The organism is Nitrosospira sp. Nsp11 (assembly GCF_900142705.1).
Classification (GTDB): domain Bacteria; phylum Pseudomonadota; class Gammaproteobacteria; order Burkholderiales; family Nitrosomonadaceae; genus Nitrosospira.
On the sequence record NZ_FRBV01000008.1, the window covers coordinates 64,009 to 81,779 of the forward strand.

17 protein-coding genes and 1 riboswitch are annotated in these 17,771 nt (G+C 53.4%); of the genes, 5 read left to right on the top strand and 12 right to left on the bottom strand.

Annotation, left to right across the window (positions count from 1 at the left end; translation table 11 throughout):
- Nucleotides 1-157: 157 nt before the first annotated feature.
- From hslU to dapF, 5 genes are all read right to left on the bottom strand, one after another.
- Nucleotides 158-1,489, bottom strand: coding sequence for an ATP-dependent protease ATPase subunit HslU (gene hslU / locus BUA28_RS10215; RefSeq protein ID WP_072768019.1), 1,332 nt, complete (start codon nt 1,487-1,489; stop codon nt 158-160).
- A 185-nt stretch (nt 1,490-1,674) separates the two neighbouring features.
- A complete protein-coding gene (gene hslV / locus BUA28_RS10220) occupies nt 1,675-2,211 on the bottom strand; it encodes an ATP-dependent protease subunit HslV (protein WP_072768020.1) in 537 nt (178 codons plus the stop codon).
- A gap of 80 nt (nt 2,212-2,291) precedes the next feature.
- On the bottom strand, nt 2,292-3,200 hold the full coding sequence (gene xerC / locus BUA28_RS10225) for a tyrosine recombinase XerC (protein WP_072768021.1): 909 nt from the start codon (nt 3,198-3,200) through the stop codon (nt 2,292-2,294).
- A gap of 21 nt (nt 3,201-3,221) precedes the next feature.
- Nucleotides 3,222-3,887, bottom strand: coding sequence for a DUF484 family protein (locus BUA28_RS10230; protein ID WP_072768022.1), 666 nt, complete (start codon nt 3,885-3,887; stop codon nt 3,222-3,224).
- Between the two features lie 19 nt (nt 3,888-3,906).
- A complete protein-coding gene (dapF, locus tag BUA28_RS10235; protein ID WP_072768061.1) occupies nt 3,907-4,734 on the bottom strand; it encodes a diaminopimelate epimerase in 828 nt (275 codons plus the stop codon).
- Nucleotides 4,735-4,770: 36 nt separating this feature from the next.
- On the opposite strand from dapF, the gene BUA28_RS10240 reads away from it, so the two are divergent.
- The 4 genes from BUA28_RS10240 to metF all read left to right on the top strand — a co-directional run bounded on the left by BUA28_RS10240 (nt 4,771) and on the right by metF (nt 9,047).
- The gene (locus tag BUA28_RS10240) at nt 4,771-5,067 is read left to right on the top strand and encodes a hypothetical protein (RefSeq protein WP_072768023.1); all 297 of its coding nucleotides are present in this window, start codon (nt 4,771-4,773) and stop codon (nt 5,065-5,067) included.
- 44 nt (nt 5,068-5,111) lie between these two features.
- Nucleotides 5,112-6,317, top strand: a complete 1,206-nt coding sequence (metK, locus tag BUA28_RS10245; protein WP_072768024.1) for a methionine adenosyltransferase — start codon at nt 5,112-5,114, stop codon at nt 6,315-6,317.
- Between the two features lie 23 nt (nt 6,318-6,340).
- A riboswitch (S-adenosyl-L-homocysteine riboswitch) is annotated at nt 6,341-6,419 on the top strand.
- A 17-nt stretch (nt 6,420-6,436) separates the two neighbouring features.
- Complete coding sequence (gene ahcY / locus BUA28_RS10250) at nt 6,437-7,903, top strand: adenosylhomocysteinase (protein ID WP_072768025.1); 1,467 nt, start codon at nt 6,437-6,439, stop codon at nt 7,901-7,903.
- 298 nt (nt 7,904-8,201) lie between these two features.
- Nucleotides 8,202-9,047 (top strand): methylenetetrahydrofolate reductase [NAD(P)H], encoded by an 846-nt coding sequence (gene metF / locus BUA28_RS10255; RefSeq protein ID WP_072768026.1) that lies wholly within the window; start codon nt 8,202-8,204, stop codon nt 9,045-9,047.
- A gap of 220 nt (nt 9,048-9,267) precedes the next feature.
- Here the strand turns inward: metF and BUA28_RS10260 are convergent, their stop codons facing one another.
- The 7 genes from BUA28_RS10260 to BUA28_RS10290 all read right to left on the bottom strand — a co-directional run bounded on the left by BUA28_RS10260 (nt 9,268) and on the right by BUA28_RS10290 (nt 17,335).
- Complete coding sequence (locus BUA28_RS10260) at nt 9,268-10,509, bottom strand: pyridoxal-phosphate-dependent aminotransferase family protein (protein ID WP_072768027.1); 1,242 nt, start codon at nt 10,507-10,509, stop codon at nt 9,268-9,270.
- Nucleotides 10,510-10,674: 165 nt separating this feature from the next.
- Nucleotides 10,675-11,793: a septal ring lytic transglycosylase RlpA family protein gene (locus BUA28_RS10265; RefSeq protein ID WP_371915213.1), complete on the bottom strand. Its 1,119-nt coding sequence runs from the start codon at nt 11,791-11,793 to the stop codon at nt 10,675-10,677.
- A complete protein-coding gene (rodA, locus tag BUA28_RS10270) occupies nt 11,790-12,890 on the bottom strand; it encodes a rod shape-determining protein RodA (RefSeq protein WP_072768028.1) in 1,101 nt (366 codons plus the stop codon). Before rodA ends, BUA28_RS10265 begins: the two co-directional genes overlap by 4 nt.
- Complete coding sequence (gene mrdA, locus BUA28_RS10275) at nt 12,883-14,793, bottom strand: penicillin-binding protein 2 (RefSeq protein WP_072768029.1); 1,911 nt, start codon at nt 14,791-14,793, stop codon at nt 12,883-12,885. Before mrdA ends, rodA begins: the two co-directional genes overlap by 8 nt.
- Complete coding sequence (gene mreD / locus BUA28_RS10280) at nt 14,790-15,311, bottom strand: rod shape-determining protein MreD (RefSeq protein WP_072768030.1); 522 nt, start codon at nt 15,309-15,311, stop codon at nt 14,790-14,792. The genes mrdA and mreD overlap by 4 nt, the downstream gene beginning before the upstream one ends.
- Entirely contained in the window at nt 15,298-16,203 is a 906-nt protein-coding gene (mreC, locus tag BUA28_RS10285; RefSeq protein ID WP_072768031.1) for a rod shape-determining protein MreC, read from the bottom strand. Before mreC ends, mreD begins: the two co-directional genes overlap by 14 nt.
- Before the next feature lie 73 nt (nt 16,204-16,276).
- Nucleotides 16,277-17,335, bottom strand: coding sequence for a rod shape-determining protein (locus BUA28_RS10290; RefSeq protein WP_025041307.1), 1,059 nt, complete (start codon nt 17,333-17,335; stop codon nt 16,277-16,279).
- A 111-nt stretch (nt 17,336-17,446) separates the two neighbouring features.
- Here BUA28_RS10290 and gatC point away from each other — a divergent pair, with 111 nt between their 5' ends.
- The gene (gene gatC / locus BUA28_RS10295; protein ID WP_072768032.1) at nt 17,447-17,734 is read left to right on the top strand and encodes an Asp-tRNA(Asn)/Glu-tRNA(Gln) amidotransferase subunit GatC; all 288 of its coding nucleotides are present in this window, start codon (nt 17,447-17,449) and stop codon (nt 17,732-17,734) included.
- Nucleotides 17,735-17,771 lie beyond the last annotated feature (37 nt).

Here is a 17,771-nt window from a genome sequence, read left to right on the forward strand (position 1 = left end):
GCGAACGCCGCAGGCCGGAATTGTAACAGATCAGGTCCCATCACGCAGTCTGGAGAGATGCTTTTCTTCTACATGAAGACGGAATGAAAACCGCCTGAGAATATTGGAATTTGCGCAGCTTGCTTGCCAAGCATGCGCTAGACTGCGGACTTGTGAGCTAGAGCACGTAGCGTGCCAAATCCTCACTTTGTGATAAGGTGTTGAGCCGCGCATCCACGTATGCGGCATCAACGACAACTTTAGTATCACGATGCTTTTCGGCATCGAAGGATACCTCTTCCAGAAGCTTTTCCATCGCGGTATATAGACGCCTCGCGCCGATGTTCTCGGTTTTCTCATTAACCGCAAAGGCAATCTCTGCCAAGCGTTTCACCGCGTCGGGGGTAAATTCCAGCTTGATTCCTTCAGTTTCAAGCAGCGCCTCATATTGACGCGTCAGGCAGGCATCCGTATTGGTCAGGATCTGTACAAAATCGTCAGCGCTAAGGCTCGCGAGTTCGACACGAATCGGAAAGCGCCCCTGCAATTCAGGGATCAGGTCGGAAGGCTTGGCAAGATGAAATGCACCACTTGCAATGAACAGGATATGATCTGTTTTGATCATGCCATACTTGGTTGAAACGGTGGTGCCCTCAACCAACGGCAGCAGGTCGCGCTGAACGCCCTGACGCGAGACATCAGCGCCGGAACTTTCGGACCGGCTCGTGATTTTATCGATTTCGTCAAGGAATACGATGCCGTTCTGCTCAACATTCTGCACTGCGTGAAGTTTCAATTCTTCATCATTGACAAGCTTGGATGCTTCCTCATCGATAATGACTTTCAATGCTTCCCGAATTCTCAACGTGCGTGTTTTCTTTCGCTCTCCGCCAAGGTTCTGGAACATCCCCTGAATTTGAGTCGTCAGCTCCTCCATTCCGGGAGGAGCGAAGATCTCCATATGGGAGTGCGCTGCCGCCACTTCTATTTCAATTTCCTTATCGTCGAGCTCACCTTCACGCAATCTTTTGCGGAATTTTTGCCGAGTGGTATTTTCCCCCTCTCCCACCTCCGTTTGTACGCCCATTTCTCTCGCAGGGGGCAGCAGGACATCGAGTATGCGCTCTTCTGCGTGATCTTCCGCGCGGGCGCGCATTTTATGCGTTTCCTGTTCACGGGATTGTTTAACGGCGGCTTCCACCAGATCGCGGATAATCGAATCGACGTCCCGCCCGACATATCCCACCTCGGTGAATTTCGTCGCCTCCACCTTGATGAAGGGTGCACCGGCCAGTTTAGCCAGGCGCCGCGCAATTTCGGTCTTGCCAACGCCGGTCGGGCCGATCATCAGGATATTTTTTGGCGTAATCTCCTGCCGTAGGGGATCCATTACCTGCTGCCTGCGCCAGCGGTTTCTCAGGGCAATGGCCACGGAGCGCTTGGCGCTATCCTGGCCAATGATGTGTTTATCCAGTTCGTGGACGATTTCCTGCGGGGTCAGTTGTGACATGATTTCAGGTCGGTGATAAATGCGAGGGGTACGAAGCCAAGGTGAACAAAGATGGAAGTATGCGATATGCGCGGCTATGCTGTCCCGCAATCATTCGTCGAAAGACACGTATTTTTACCCTGTCATTCAGTTCATCTTCCAAGGTTATATTCCTCGACCACTGTTCATGTTCTTCAGTTTACAGTTTACTCGAGTACCTCGATTACATGGTTCTGATTGGTATAAATGCACAGGTCGCCCGCGATGACAAGCGCTTTCTTGACGATTTCCACCGGTGTCATACTGGTATTATCCAATAGGGCGCGTGCGGCGGAGTGAGCGTAAGAGCCGCCACTGCCAATCGCAGCAATACCGAACTCGGGCTCGATCACGTCGCCCGATCCCGTTATGATGAGCGTAGTGGTCAGGTCGGCAACGACCAGCATTGCCTCCAGCCGCCGTAAAATTCGATCAGTGCGCCAGTCCTTCGCCAGCTCAACCGCCGAACGCATCAGATGTCCCTGATGCCTTTCAAGCTTACCTTCAAACCGCTCAAACAAGGTAAAAGCATCGGCTGTTCCCCCGGCAAACCCTGCCAGTATCTTTTCATGGTAAAGCCTGCGGACCTTGCGCGCGCTTGCCTTGGCGACAACAGCGCCTAAAGTTACCTGGCCATCCCCCCCAAGCGCGACCTGGGCGCCTCGTCGGGCCGAAAGTATGGTTGTACCGCGATGTTCTAGCATGGAAATTGGCGCGTGATGATTGAGCGAAGATTATAACGCTGATCCGTAGAGAAAACGCAAGCTGTATGGTTACTGAAGATTTAACTTTTTTCCTTCTTCCTGGCACGTGGATGGGCCGCATCGTAGACCTTCGACAAATGCTGGAAATCCAGATGAGTATAAACCTGGGTAGTGCTGATGCTGGCGTGCCCCAGCATCTCCTGCACAGCCCGTAAATCACCGCTGGATTGTAACAGGTGCGAGGCGAACGAATGCCGTAGCACATGAGGGTGAATATTGGCGCTGATTCCTTGACGCATCGCCTGGATTTTTAGCCGCTGATCAATTGATCGGCGGCTGATATTCTTGCCATACCGTGACATGAATAGTGCAGTTTCGCCGGGTTTAGCAAGCACCTGGCGTTGCGTCATCCATTCGCGCAAGGCTTGCGCCGCCATGCTGCCAACGGGCACGATGCGCGTTTTTCCGCCTTTGCCGGTAACTCGCACTGTGCCGTCATCCAGACTCAAATCTCCTGGTTTCAGGCCGGCAAGCTCACCCAGCCGCAACCCGGATGAATAACACAGCTCGAACATGGCCTTGTCGCGCAATGCCATTAAGTCGTCGGAGGCTGGAAACTCCAGCAGCTTCGCGGCCTCGTCGGGTGAAAGAGTGTGTGGCAAGGTTTTTGGCGATTTTGGCGCGCGTATCCCGTCGCAGGGGTTGGATGCATAGCCGTGATCCCGCGTCAGGTATCTATAAAAGCCCCGCCACGCCGATAACATTCTGGCCAGACTCCTGCCGGAAAATCCCTCTCCATGTAGTTGAGCGGCAAACCGCCGGACATGATGAATTTGCAATCGGTCGAGAGGCGTTTCTTGCGCAAGGTTCAGCAAAGCGCGAATATCGCGAGCGTAACTTTCACAGGTGAGCGGTGACAAACGCCGTTCTTTAGCAAGGTGGATGAGATAGGCCGAGGCAAGTTCGGCCTGGTGATTACCCAATGTCATGTTGATAGCAGTGCGCTTTTCTTATCCTTCAGCACGCGTGAAACGTTTTAATGCGGCGCTTACCAGTTCGCCCAGTTGCGCGAGGTAAATTGTTCCCATTTCCGGGTAAAATCGCTGCGGATCCTCGCTGCCCATTACCAACAGACCGATGGTTTGCTCTGCTGACAGGGATACCAACGCAAATGAGCGCAGGCGAACAGCATCTTCTCCGAACCAGTCCCTGACCTCGTCCAATACGTGAGAACCGCAGTAAGGGCGCGGCAGGCTTTCAGCGAGGGCGCGAATATCAGCGCTGGTTGGCGTGAATTCCGGTAGCGGGGGGCCATCGGCAGTCATGTTCCACAACCGCAGGGCCATATGAGGTATAGAAAAATCCTCGCGCAAATGAAAATTCAACCCATGTAGAAAATCAGCCAGATGAGTGAAGGTGAGTAGCGCAACAGCCAGACGGTGCATTTTTTCGGTAATAGCGCCGTTTTCCTCGCCAAACCTGATCAACTCGCCCAGTTTATCCTGCAAGATGCGATTCTTGTCCCGAAGCGCGACGATTTGACGTTCGCTAATGGGAATGGCTCTGCCGCCGTGAGGATGCGGAACCTGAATCTCCGCCAGCATATCAGCATATTCTTCAAAAAATTCAGGATGCATGCGCAGGTATTCGGCAACTTCTTCCGGACTTGATTCCATATTTCTCCCTGTCTGAATCCTATAAGTCGATCTCTCCATCAAACACGGTGACTGCGGGACCTGTCATCCAGACCGGTTGATTTTCGCCCTCCCATCGAATAAATAAATCGCCGCCGCGAAAGCTGACCTTGACCGGTGATTCAAGCAAGCCCCGTTGAATTCCCGCTACCACTGCCGCACACGCGCCGGTACCACAGGCAAGCGTTTCGCCAGCGCCGCGTTCATATACGCGCACCCGAATATGATGGCGGTCGATAACCTGCATATAACCGGCGTTTACCCGCTGAGGAAAACGTGGATGACCCTCGATCGTTACACCTTCGGTCAATACCGGAGCATGATCTATATCCGGCACCAATTGCACGGCGTGGGGATTGCCCATCGACACAACGCTGAATTCCAGTTGTTTGCTGCCGATATCGAGCGGATAGGTCGTTGCACGTTTTTCGGCAATAAAGGGTATTTCCCGAGGTTCCAATTTCGGTGCGCCCATATTGACAGTGACTTCTCCATCGGCCTCCAGTCTTGGAACTATCACGCCACCCAGCGTCTCCACGCGGATTTCGCGCTTGCTTGTCATTCCGCGATCATGCAGATAGCGAACGAAACAGCGCGCGCCGTTGCCGCACTGCTCCACTTCACCCCCATCGGCATTGAATATACGATAGCGATAATCAGCATTGCCTTTTGCGGTTTCTATGAGCAGAACCTGATCGCAGCCGACGCCTATATGGCGGTCGGCTAGCCTTTGTAATTGTTCCGCACTGAGGGAAACCGACTGACTGACGCCATCAATCACAACGAAATCGTTGCCGAGGCCATGCATTTTGGTAAACCTCATTCTCACCATTAACGCGCCGAGTTGAATGTAGAGCCTGTGTATATGGAAAGCTTCTCCCGGTCAGGCGTAAAGGGCAGCAGCGTCGGGGACGCCATCAATAAGAAGCGCGTTGCGCCGCATGATAAACCGCCGCGTGAGAAAGCCTTCGGTACTATTGCCATGTCCGATTTCCCCCGCCATCCCTGGCAAACCACTCGCATCCGTGCCTGGCGTGCCTGGTGTACCTTTGCGGTATCCAATCCGGGCAACGCCATCGTTATGCAAGTGCAGGAGGTATCCAAGGATTCCACAGGAATAAACATGGTTTCACTATCATTGATCTTCTTAATACCCGAGTAATTTGTTATTCTACAGACCTTTTACCACTATAGCGGCTGGACAACATGAGCGAATATCTTTTTACTTCCGAATCCGTATCCGAAGGTCATCCAGACAAGGTAGCTGATCAGATTTCCGATTCAATCCTGGATGCTATCCTCACCCAGGATCCCAGTGCACGGGTAGCCTGCGAGACTCTGTGCAGTACAGGCCTGATCGTGATGTCGGGTGAAATTACCACCACGGCCAACGTCGACTATATGCAGGTTGCGCGTGCGGCGGTCAAGCGTATTGGTTACGACAGTTCCGATATCGGTTTTGATTATCGTACCTGTGCTGTGCTTACCGCGTTTAACAAACAGTCTCCCGACATTGCGCAAGGAGTCAACCGCACCAAAGAAGAGGAAATGGATCAGGGCGCGGGCGACCAGGGGCTCATGTTCGGCTATGCCTGCGACGAGACGCCGCAATTGATGCCGATGCCGATTTACTATGCCCATCGCTTGATGGAGCGGCAGGCGGAACTGAGAAAAGATGGGCGTTTGCCGTGGTTGCGTCCGGATGCTAAGTCGCAAGTATCGGTGCGTTATGTGAACGGAAAACCGCAGCGGATCGAAACCGTGGTGATATCTACGCAGCATCATCCGGACATCTCCCACGCGCAACTGAGCGAAGCGATAATCGAAGAAGTCATCAAGCCGGTACTTCCGAAAAAAATGCTGAATGGCGAGAGCCGTTACCTCATCAATCCTACCGGGCGGTTCGTGGTGGGTGGACCGATGGGCGATTGCGGTTTGACAGGCCGCAAGATCATCGTGGACACCTATGGCGGTACGGCGCACCATGGTGGAGGCGCGTTTTCGGGTAAGGATCCTTCCAAGGTTGACCGTTCCGCAGCCTACGCAGGGCGTTACGTGGCCAAGAACATCGTGGCCGCCGGTATCGCCAGCAGATGCGAAGTTCAGATAGCCTATGCAATCGGCGTAGCGCGTCCTGTCTCACTGATGGTGGAAACTTTCGGAACAGGAAAAATTTCCGACGCGAAAATCATCAAGCTGATCGAGCGTCATTTTGATTTGCGACCCCGTGCTATTATTCATACGCTTGACCTGCTGCGTCCGATATACGAGAAAACCGCCGCCTATGGTCATTTTGGGCGCGACGAACCGGAATTCACCTGGGAAGCGATAGATAAAGCCGCCTTGCTGCGCGATGAAGCAGGAATCGGAACTGCGGTAGAGACTCAGGCAATGGCAAATATTCAAGCTTAAATTTTCAGGTTGGCTCATTCCTTCATGCCGAGGAGCGCTGCAACGGGCACAGTCCCGTGAGGCTCGGCACGGAAGGATCGCAACAAACGGCGCTCGCTCATCTTTCAGGAGATAATTTCATGAACGCTGTGCTCAGCCCTGCATCCGCATCTGCCTCTACAAACAAGAGCAGTGAATTTACTGACTATAAAGTTGCCGATATGTCCCTCGCGGAATGGGGGCGTAAGGAAATTGCCATCGCCGAAACCGAGATGCCCGGTCTGATGGCGCTACGCGAAGAATACGCAGATGCCAAGCCTCTGGAAGGCGCGCGTATTGCCGGGTCTCTGCACATGACCATTCAAACGGCAGTATTGATCGAAACGCTGATTAAGCTGGGCGCCCAAGTGCGCTGGGCGTCGTGCAATATTTTTTCCACGCAGGACCATGCAGCCGCGGCCATCGCAGCGGAAGGCATACCGGTATTCGCCTACAAAGGCGAATCGCTGGATGATTACTGGGAATATACTCACCGTATTTTCGAATGGTCCGGTGATCAGGCATTGGATGCGAGCAGCGCTCCTAATATGATCCTGGATGATGGGGGCGATGCGACGTTGCTCGTTATCCTCGGTAGCCGTGCGGAAAAAGATCCTTCGGTTATAGCCAGCCCCACTAACGAGGAAGAACGCGCATTGTTCGCAGCGATCCGGAAACGGCTGAGCGTCAGCCCGGGCTGGTACTCCAGCAAGCGCGACACTATTCGGGGCGTGACCGAGGAAACCACTACCGGTGTCCACCGCTTGTACGAAATGCAAAAAAAAGGTGAGCTGCCTTTTCCCGCATTCAATGTCAACGATTCGGTAACCAAGTCCAAGTTCGACAACCTTTACGGTTGCCGTGAATCACTGGTGGACGGTATCAAACGTGCTACCGACGTCATGATTGCCGGCAAAATTGCGCTGGTATGTGGATATGGCGACGTTGGCAAGGGCTGCGCCCAATCCTTGCGGGGCCTGGGCGCCACGGTGTGGATAACCGAGATAGATCCGATATGCGCCCTGCAAGCGGCAATGGAGGGCTATCGGGTCGTGTCCATGGATGAAGTTTGCGATCAGCCCGACATTTTTGTCACTGCCACCGGCAATCTGCGCGTTATTACCCACGACCATATGCTGAGAATGAAAGACCAAGCTATCGTGTGCAATATCGGCCATTTTGATTCGGAAATCGATATTGCGTCGGTCGAGAAATACCAGTGGGAAAACATAAAGCCACAGGTGGATCACGTCATTTTTCCCACAGGTCGCCGTATCATCGTGCTGGCGCAGGGACGGCTCGTAAACCTCGGCTGTGCCACCGGTCATCCCTCGTTTGTCATGTCCAGTTCGTTTACCAATCAGGTGCTGGCACAAATGGAGTTGTGGCAAAATGGCGCCAGTTATGAGAAAAATGTCTATGTGCTACCGAAGTACCTGGACGAAAAAGTGGCGCGATTGCACATCAAAAAGCTGGGCGTCAAACTCACCGAATTGACCGAGGAGCAGGCAAACTACCTGAACCTGGACAAGAATGGGCCATACAAGCCTGCGATGTACCGGTATTGATTTTGGGCTTTCAGCGAGGGAGGAGATAAAGGGAGTAGCTGAGCCTTTATCTTCTTTGTCGTCGCAGTCTGGCAAAATACCCCCAAACAAAAATGTCATAAGCCGGGTATGAGTATCGGTATCGGCCAAGGGTGCCGGAGTCCTGTTTCTATCCTCAGCGACTTGCATGCCGCTGACCTATCATGGATCCGTTTGTGGCCCGCTTCCTTAAGCACTATTCGATTGCCGAGGATGCGCCGACTAGTCTTGCAAACCACCTTGCGTCACACTACCCTGTGAATCATCCAGGCGAGTAAAAATGGAATCGCAAAAGAAATTTGCCCCTACCTTCAGTTTCGAGTTTTTCCCACCGCAAACGCCGGAGGGAGTTGAGAAGTTGCGTGCGACGCGCAAGCAACTGGCACAACTCAACCCGAAATTCTTTTCCGTGACCTTCGGTGCTGGGGGATCCACCCGCGACCGAACTCTTGAGACGGTTCTGGAAATTCAGACAGAGGGTTATGTAGCGGCGCCTCATCTTTCCTGCATTGGCGCGACCAGCGAAAATATCCGCGACATGTTGCAAAAATACCGCGCCGGTGGTATTCGCCATGTGGTCGCCCTGCGAGGGGACCTCCCGTCAGGCATGGCACAAGGGGGAGAGTTTCGTTATGCAAATGAACTGGTGGCGTTTATACGTGAGGAATTTGACGACACGTTCCACATTGATGTTGCGTCTTATCCGGAATACCACCCGCAGTGCAATTCGGCTCAGGAGGATTTACAGAATTTCAAACGCAAAGTTGAAGCTGGGGCGGATTCCGTTATCACCCAGTATTTCTATAATGCGGATGCTTACTTCAGTTTCATTGATGCCTGCGAAGCAATGGGTATCAGTGTCCCTATCGTGCCCGGCATCATGCCGATCAATAAATTTTCACAGTTGGCAAGATTTTCGGATGCTTGCGGCGCGGAAATACCTCGCTGGATCAGAAAAAAACTGGAAGGCTACGGCGACGACAGCGCATCGATACGCGCATTTGGGCTCGATATCGTGACTGATTTATGCGACCGGTTGCTGAACGCCGGCGCCCCGGGATTACACTTTTATACGTTGAACTCGGCGGGACCGACGACTACCATCTGGCAGCGGCTAGGGTTGTAATTCAGTTTTTTACCTTGTTTCAGATCAGCCCTCTTTGATCAACGAGTGAAGCGCATTGCGCTGCAAGAGAATTCCCTTTTATGGATGTCGCTACCTGATAGAGTAACTCTTGCAGGATGGGTGAAGGCGAGCAAGCCGCAACCCATAATTGAAAATTCATGGGTTGCGCTACGCTCCACCCATCCTATCGCGGAGGATGGGATTTAGATTCAAACGTTGATCAAGCCGCTTGGGCAGCGTTTTTACTTTCCAGCGGTAACGGATTAGCCGCATAAGCATAATGTGCCGCGGATTCTGCCGCGCCATGTTCAATTTTCTTGCCCATATCGGATAATACTGTTTCCAGTGCGCCCAAGCTCAGCATGATGTTTTCCATTCTGCTCGAATAACCCATCAGGCCGAAGCGCCATATCTTGCCGGCGAAGTCGCCAAGGCCGGCGCCAATTTCGAGACTATAGTCGGTGAGCAGTCTCCGGCGTACCTCTTTCTCATCAATACCGTCCGGCACGCGCACAGAATTGAGCTGCGGCAGACGCGATTTTTCCTCCACGAGATATTCCATGCCCAGCGTTTCAAACCCTGCCTTAAGTGCCTTGTGGTTACGTTGATGCCGCGCCCAGGAGTGTTCCAGCCCTTCCTCGTGCAGCATTACCAGCGATTCATGCAGCGCATAAAGCGCGTTTGTGGGGGCGGTATGGTGGTAAGTGCGGGCGCTCCCCCAATATCCGAGAAGCAAATTTAAATCCATAAACCAGCTTTGCACTTTTCCCTTGCGATTCTTGACCAGTTCCACCACGCGTTCGGAAAAACTGACAGGCGACAACCCCGGCGGGCATGAAAGACATTTCTGGCTACCGGAATAAATTGCGTCGATCTTCCATTCGTCAACTTTGAGCGGTGAGCCACCCAGGGAGGTGACGGTATCAACGATGGTCAAGCAATTGTGGCGATGAGCAATCTCGCAAAGGGTTTTCGCATCTGACAGCGCGCCCGTGGACGTCTCTGCGTGGACAAAGGCGACGATCTTCGCGTCGGGGTTCTGCTTCAATGCGTCTTCCAGTTTTTGTGGATCAACCGGTGCTCCCCATTTGTCTTCAACCACCACTGCCGTACCACCGCAGCGTTGCACATTCTCGATCATGCGTCCGCCAAATACGCCATTGCGGCATACAATCACTTTATCGCCCGGGCTGACCATGTTGACGAAGCACATCTCCATCCCGACCGAACCCGGGCCCGAAACCGGAAAAGTCAACAGATTTGCGGTTTGAAAGGCATAGCGCAGCAGGCTTTTCAGCTCTTCCATCATATCCGTGAATACTGGATCAAGATGCCCGAGAGTCGGGCGGGCCATGGCGGACAATACGCGCGGGTGGGTATCGGATGGCCCCGGCCCCATCAAAGTGCGTTGCGGTGGATAAAATGTACCGATCTTTTTGGCTGGGCCGAAGTGTATTGTCATAGCTGATCCTGAGTTGGGGTGAGCTGAATCATTGAGGAGGAAGGCCGATTTTATCAAGAGAACAAAGATTTTGCTATGAGATACGCCTTGAAGTAGTGCGTTTGTTTTCTTTACTGGCGAATACCGCCTTAAAGCGCATGATACGCCCGCGTTCCCATCGATACGCTACCGCACCAGCAACATCGGCTTAATGGAGAGGCTTCGGGCGATCTTGTCGGCTGCCTGCCTTGCCACCACCTGATCTGGATAAGGGCCCGCATGGACTTTGAACAAGCCATCTTGCGGGACAATACCAAGTGCATCGATTGAGGGAAGTTCGCTGCGCATCCGTGCAAGAAAATTATCGGCATTATCATAGGCGCTGAACGCGCCCAGTTGCAGATAGATGCCTCTTGCATCCGCGGCGGCGAGAGCAGCAGTGCTCCCCGATATGGATGTGCCTGATTCCAGGGGTGAGTATGCAACTTCGAACAAGCCCGGCCCGGCCGCTCCCTCCTGTTGCCCTGCAGCAGCAGGCGCATCTGTCTTTTCGCCGGCAATAGCGGATGCTGGAACAGATGCGAGGGAACCTGCGGCGGTAGCAAAGGTCCGGGCTGTATTCGTGGCAAAGGCAGGCGCTGACGCAACCTGTATGGCAGGACCGGAACCCGGCAGGATGGTTTCCACTTCGACCCAAGCGCTGCCGCCGCCCAGTACATCGAGCTTGTAGGCGGCCGTGTAGGAAAGATCGATGAGGCGGTCGGAAAGGAAGGGTCCGCGATCATTAACCCTTACTACTACGGATTTCCCGTTCCTGATGTTGGTGACGCGAACGTAGCTGGGCAATGGCAACGTTGTGTGCGCTGCCGTCATACCATACATATCATAGACTTCACCAGAGGCAGTTTTTTGCCCATGATACCGCCGGCCGTACCATGAAGCGATTCCACGCTCTCTGTAAGATTCCAGAACAGTCATGGGTGCGTATGATTTCCCCAGCGCGACATAAGGACGCATGTTGGCCTGCCGCAAAGGCTCGTCCCGGGGAACGGCATCGGGAATGGACGCAAGGTCAGCCGGTGGATTATCGCCAGGGCCATCGTCCAGATAATAGCCACCCCCCTTTTTCAGGCCAATGCCAAAGAGCGTCGATGTGCCGGTCTTGCCTCTCTTATCCTGTTTCAGGACAGTGCCGCAGCCGCTAACGAAAGTAAGAATAAAGACCGCGATAATCCAGATCGTCCATTGCCGAGGAGGGGGCAATGGATTCGACAAGGATTTCGATCTCGAATCAATATTCCTCACGTCTTCACCAACTTGGGATGCGTCTGTATGCTCATCAAAATACCAAATCCCAACAGCATTGTCACCATTGATGTACCGCCGTAGCTGATCAGAGGCAGCGGTACCCCCACCACAGGCAGGATACCGATGACCATGCCTATGTTGACAAAAATATAGGTGAAAAATGTCAGCGTGATCGAGCCGGCGATAAGGCGCGTAAACTGGGTTGAGGCATTGGCAGCGATAACCATTCCGCGGCCGATTACCACCAGGTACAGCAGCAACAGCAGTGAGTTGCCGATAAGCCCGAATTCCTCGGAAAATACCGCAAAGATGAAATCGGTGCTTCTCTCTGGAAGGAAATCGAGATGGGTTTGGGTACCATGCTGCCAGCCCTTGCCAAGAATGCCTCCAGAGCCAATAGCAATGGTGGACTGAATGGTGTGATACCCTGCACCGAGCGCATCCTGTGTCGGATCAAGCAAGGTCATGACGCGTCTTCGCTGATAATCATGCATCGTCGACCATAGTATTGGCAGGCTTCCTGCCCCAACGACGAACAATGCGCCCATGATGCGCCATGACAACCCTGTGAGGAACAGTACGTAGAAACCGCTCGATGCGATGAGCAGCGCAGTGCCCAAGTCCGGTTGGCGCACGATCATCAATACGGGAAGTATCAGCAGCAGCGTTGCAACCGCATAATCCCTCAGCCGCAAGGTGGCTTCATGTTTATCGAAATACCATGCCATCATCAGCGGCACGGCTATCTTCATCAACTCGGACGGCTGAATACGGGTAAAGCCGATGTTCAACCAGCGCCGGGCTCCATTGTTTATCTCACCGAACAGCGCCACCCCAAGCAGCAGGAGAATGCCAGCCACATATATCGGCAAGGCAATGCGCATGATATGTTGTAACGGAATGTTGGCGACCAGCCACATTATGCCCAGTGCGACCAGCATATTGACTGCCTGATTGGTGACGCGACCGAGGTTGGCGTCGGTTGCGCTATACAGCGTGAACAAGCCGGTCAGCATCAGCAGCAATATTCCGCTCAGCAGGAAGCTGTCCACATAACGTGTAAGGTAATGCCATACGCGCATGGATTCAATCATGCTCGTCCTCTTCTTCATTCTGCTCGACAGCTTCTGCCGCCGCTTCGCTCGGCAGCTTGCCAAGGAGGTAGTAGTCCATGACCATCCTGGCGATCGGCGCAGCGGTAGACCCGCCATGGCCGCCGTTTTCCACCAATACCGATAGCGCTATTTTGGGGTTCTCGGCCGGGGCGTAAGTAATGAACAGCGCGTGGTCACGAAAACGTTCACGGACCTTGCTTTCTACGTATTTTTCCCCTTGCTTCATGCCAATTACTTGCGACGTACCGGTTTTACCCGCGAACACATAGGCGGCGTCGGCGCCGGCGAGCGCGGCGGTGCCCCCGGGCCGGGTTACATCTACGAGCGCGTTTCGCACTGCCTGTAAATTATCGGGATTGAGGTTGAGCGTATATAAGGGCTCCTTGGCAATTTCCCGCACCACCTCCTTGTTGTTATTCAGGACCTGCTTCACAAGATGTGGACGAAACGCTGTACCATTCCCCGCCAGTATTGCGGTAGCAAAGGCCAGTTGTAGCGGAGTGGTCAGATTGTAGCCTTGGCCTATGCCCACTGAAATCGTGTCACCGGCATACCACTTCTGTTTGTGCCGCGCCATTTTCCATTCTTGTGAGGGCAACAAGCCGCTAACCTCTCCTTCGATATCGATGCCGGTTTTCTTCCCTAATCCAAACTGGCTGACGAAATTGAAGATGTTGTCAATGCCGAGGTCATTGGCAAGCCCGTAGTAATACGTGTCACACGACACAACCAGAGATTTGTGCAGGTCGACAACTCCGTGGCCCCCGGCTTTCCAATCACGAAAGCGGTGCGTGCTGCCGGGCAGGCTGAAATATCCGGAATCGTTGATAGCGTGCCGCGGCCAGCGTTTTTTCAACTCCAGACCGGCCAGAGCCATGAAGGGTTTGAATGTGGAGCCCGGCGGATAAAGCCCGCGCAACGCGCGGTTGTTTAGAGGCCTGTCGATGGAATTATTCAGTAAATCCCAATTTTCCGAATCAATGCCATCGACAAACAGATTGGGGTCGAATCCCGGTTTGCTGACGAACGCGAGCACCTCGCCGGTAGCAGGCTCAATCGCGACCAGCGCGCCGCGCCGATCTCCAAAAGCTTTCTCGGCGACCTCCTGCAATCTGGCATCGAGCGAAAGTGTCAGATCGTTGCCGGAGATCGCTGGAGTACGGGATATAACTCTTATTACCCGGCCGGCCGCATCGGTCTCCATTTCCTCGAATCCCGTGATACCGTGCAGTTCCTTTTCGTAACTCTGCTCAATACCGATTTTGCCCATGTGGTGGGAGCCTCGATAATTGGCCAAGCCGTTGTTGGCTTCCAGTCGCTCAAGATCCTTGTCATTGATTCGACCGATGTAGCCGACGACATGAGACGCGCTTTCGCCCTTAGGGTATTGACGGAATAAACGGGCCTTGATTTCCACCCCGGGAAAGCGATAGCGGTTGGCTGCAAAACGAGCGACTTCCACATCCGATAAACGGGTACGGATGGGCAGGCTCTCAAATCTCTTGCTCTCTTCCATCAATTTTTTAAAACGCTTGCGGTCTCTCGCGGCTATTTCGACAACGGTAGCCAATTCGTTAATGAGAGCCTCAAGGTCTCCAATCTTGCTGGGCACGATTTCGAGCGTGTAAGCAGAGTAGTTATGCGCCAGCACCTCACCGTTACGATCGAAAATCAAGCCTCGGTTGGGCACGATAGGGGAGATGGATATCCGGTTGGCTTCCGCCAGGGTATGATAATGCTCGCGCTGCGATACCTGGAGATAAGAGAAACGCGCAAACAGCAAAAGAAATAGCAGCAGCACGAATCCCGCGCTGAAGGCAAGCCGCAACTGGAAATTTTGCAACTCACGCGGATGGTTACGAAGCTCTACTGTACGGCTCATCGGGCATCGGATTCAAACCTGGGCTTCTGCGGTATTCTCAGCAATGAAGAGAAAAACGGCCACAGCAACGTGCCGGTAACGCTCGCGAGAAAGAAATTCCAACCGGGAAAATGGGACCCATCCAGCAGCCCTGTCAGAAGTATGACGAATTGTCCTAAAAGCAATATCAATCCTATCTGTGGAGCTTGCTTGAGCAATTCAAAATTGCTCAAGCGCCGGTGGAACAGCAGCGCGACAAAAGCCATGATGCTATACGCCAGGGCATGCTGGCCAAAGGTGCTGGCATCACCGAAATCCATTAGCAGGCCCATTCCAAACGCGACGCTGATACCGACACGCTGCGGTTGGCTGATACACCAGTAAAGTATCGCCAGGGCGACGAAATCCGGCCATAACGCTAGCGCTATACCTTTTAACGGCATGAGATTCAGCAATAAGGTCACCATCAGGCTGATGACGATTAACGAGCCCCTTACAGGCCGCAGAATTTCATGTTTGGGATGATCAGCGAACGCCACCTTTTTCTCGCTTTCTGCTCTCGGGCTTCAACTCGAACGCCTCCGCCGGAATTTCCGTAACGGGCGTCAGCGTGGACAATATCAGCAATTGGCGGTTATGACCTACTCCTGCAACAGGTGTGCAGGTAACACGGGCAAAGACATACGTAGAATTGCGTTCGATCTTTGAAACCACCGCGACGGGGAGGCCAGGTGGATAAACCCCATCTATTCCGGAAGTCACCAGGGAGTCTCCTTCCTGTATATCGGTGTTGACAGCCAGGTAACGCAATTCAAGCATCGCATCCTTTCCCGTGCCCGATATCACTGAACGAAGGCCATTGCGCACTACCTGCACCGGCACCGAATGATCCTTGTCAGTAATAAGCGTGACTTCGGATGCCCATGGATACTCGCGGGTAATCTGCCCCACCACGCCAATATCATCCACCACCACCTGACCCGGCTGAACTCCGCTTTGGCTACCTTTATCAAGCATGACCTTACGGTTAAATGGGTCGCGCGGTACGTGCAGGATTTCAGCCATCACCGCCTTGCTTTCAACCCGCTGCGTGGCTTCCAGAAGCTTGCGCAACTGTGCATTTTCAGCTTCCAGGGCGCCCAACTGCTGAAGTTGGCCCCGGTCGACAAGGTGCTGCTGCTTGAGATGAATATTCTCGTCGGCCAGATGCCCGCTAAAGAAAAACTCGCTTACGCCGTCATAGATCGTTCCCGGTACATTGGCTAGTTTCTGTAAGGGATAGATCACGGTAGAGAAGGCTTGGCGAATTTCGAGAAGATATTTAAACCGCGCGTCGGCAGCCATCAGCACTAATGACAGCATTACAAAAAAAACAAGCCGCGCCAGCAGACTGGGACCATGCCTGAAAAACCGCGGGTTCGTTTCCGTCATGTCTCTCGGGTTTCACGATGGACGATTCAATGTACGCTCGGCCGGGACCCAACCGGACGTCCTCGAAAACCCGCTAGTCACTGGCAAAAACGCCCACCAACTGGTCCATATTTTCCAGAGCGACACCTGATCCACGCACAACACAGGTAAGTGGATCTTCAGCGATGATAACCGACAACCCTGTTTCTTCCATCAACAAGCGATCGATGTCTCTTAGCAATGCCCCGCCACCGGTCAGCACCATGCCTTTTTCAGCGATATCCGCACCCAGTTCAGGCAGCGTATGCTCAAGCGCCGATTTGACCGCGCTGACGATACTATTCAGCGGGTCCGTCAGTGCTTCGAGGATTTCGTTACTGGAAATAGTGAAGCTGCGCGGAATTCCTTCCGCCAGATTTCGTCCCTTGACTTCCATTTCCCGTACTTCCGAGCCCGGGAACGCGGAACCTATTTCCTTCTTGATCAGCTCCGCGGTGACTTCACCGATCAGCATGCCGTAATTGCGGCGAATGTAATTGATGATTGCTTCGTCGAATTTATCCCCCCCGACGCGTACCGAATTTGAATAAACGATGCCGCCGAGCGAAATCACACCCACTTCGGTAGTGCCGCCACCGATATCGACCACCATCGAGCCAGTCGCTTCCTCGACCGGCAAGTTGGCGCCGATCGCTGCCGCCATCGGTTCCTCGATCAGTTCGACCTTGCGTGCGCCGGCGCCATAGGCGGCTTCGCGAATGGCGCGACGCTCCACTTGGGTGGATCCATAAGGTACGCAGATTACAATGCGGGGATTGGCGGAAAACAGTCGCGGTGGATTTACCTTCTTGATGAAGTGCTTCAGCATCTGTTCGGTAACGGTGAAATCGGCGATCACGCCGTCCTTCATAGGACGGATCGCGGTGATATTACCGGGGGTCCGCCCCAGCATCTGCTTGGCCGCCAGCCCTACCTGCTGAATTACTTTTTTGCCGTTGGGCCCCCCATCCTGGCGTATCGCTACTACGGAAGGTTCATTTAATACAATACCTTGGCCGCGCACATAAATCAGCGTATTGGCGGTTCCCAGGTCTATCGCCATATCGGTCGAAAAATAACCCTTCAATACATTATTGTTTATAAAATTAAGCATGGTTTACGAAATCCGTTGCAGATGGCGATGATAAAGCGCGGAAAAGGATGCGTCACTCAGGCGGGCTATGATACTCTATTACCTATTTGAATATAAGGGATTTGGCGGTTAATGTCACTGTCTTTGGATGAGGTAAAGCGCATCGCCAACCTGGCGCGCATTGAAGTCGGCGAGGAGGAGGCGAGTGCCGCGCTGGCTCAGTTATCGGGTATCTTCGACCTGATCCAGCAGATGCAGGCGGTGGATACATCGGCTATAAAACCCGTATCCCATGCACAGGATTTGATGCAACGGCTGCGCCCGGATATCGTGACGGAGGTCGATCAGCGCGAGTTGTTTCAATCCATAGCGCCCCAGGTAGAGGCGGGTCTTTACCTCGTGCCAAAGGTTATCGAGTAAAGCCTGGCGCCGCCGCTGAACTCTCCTTCCACGTTTG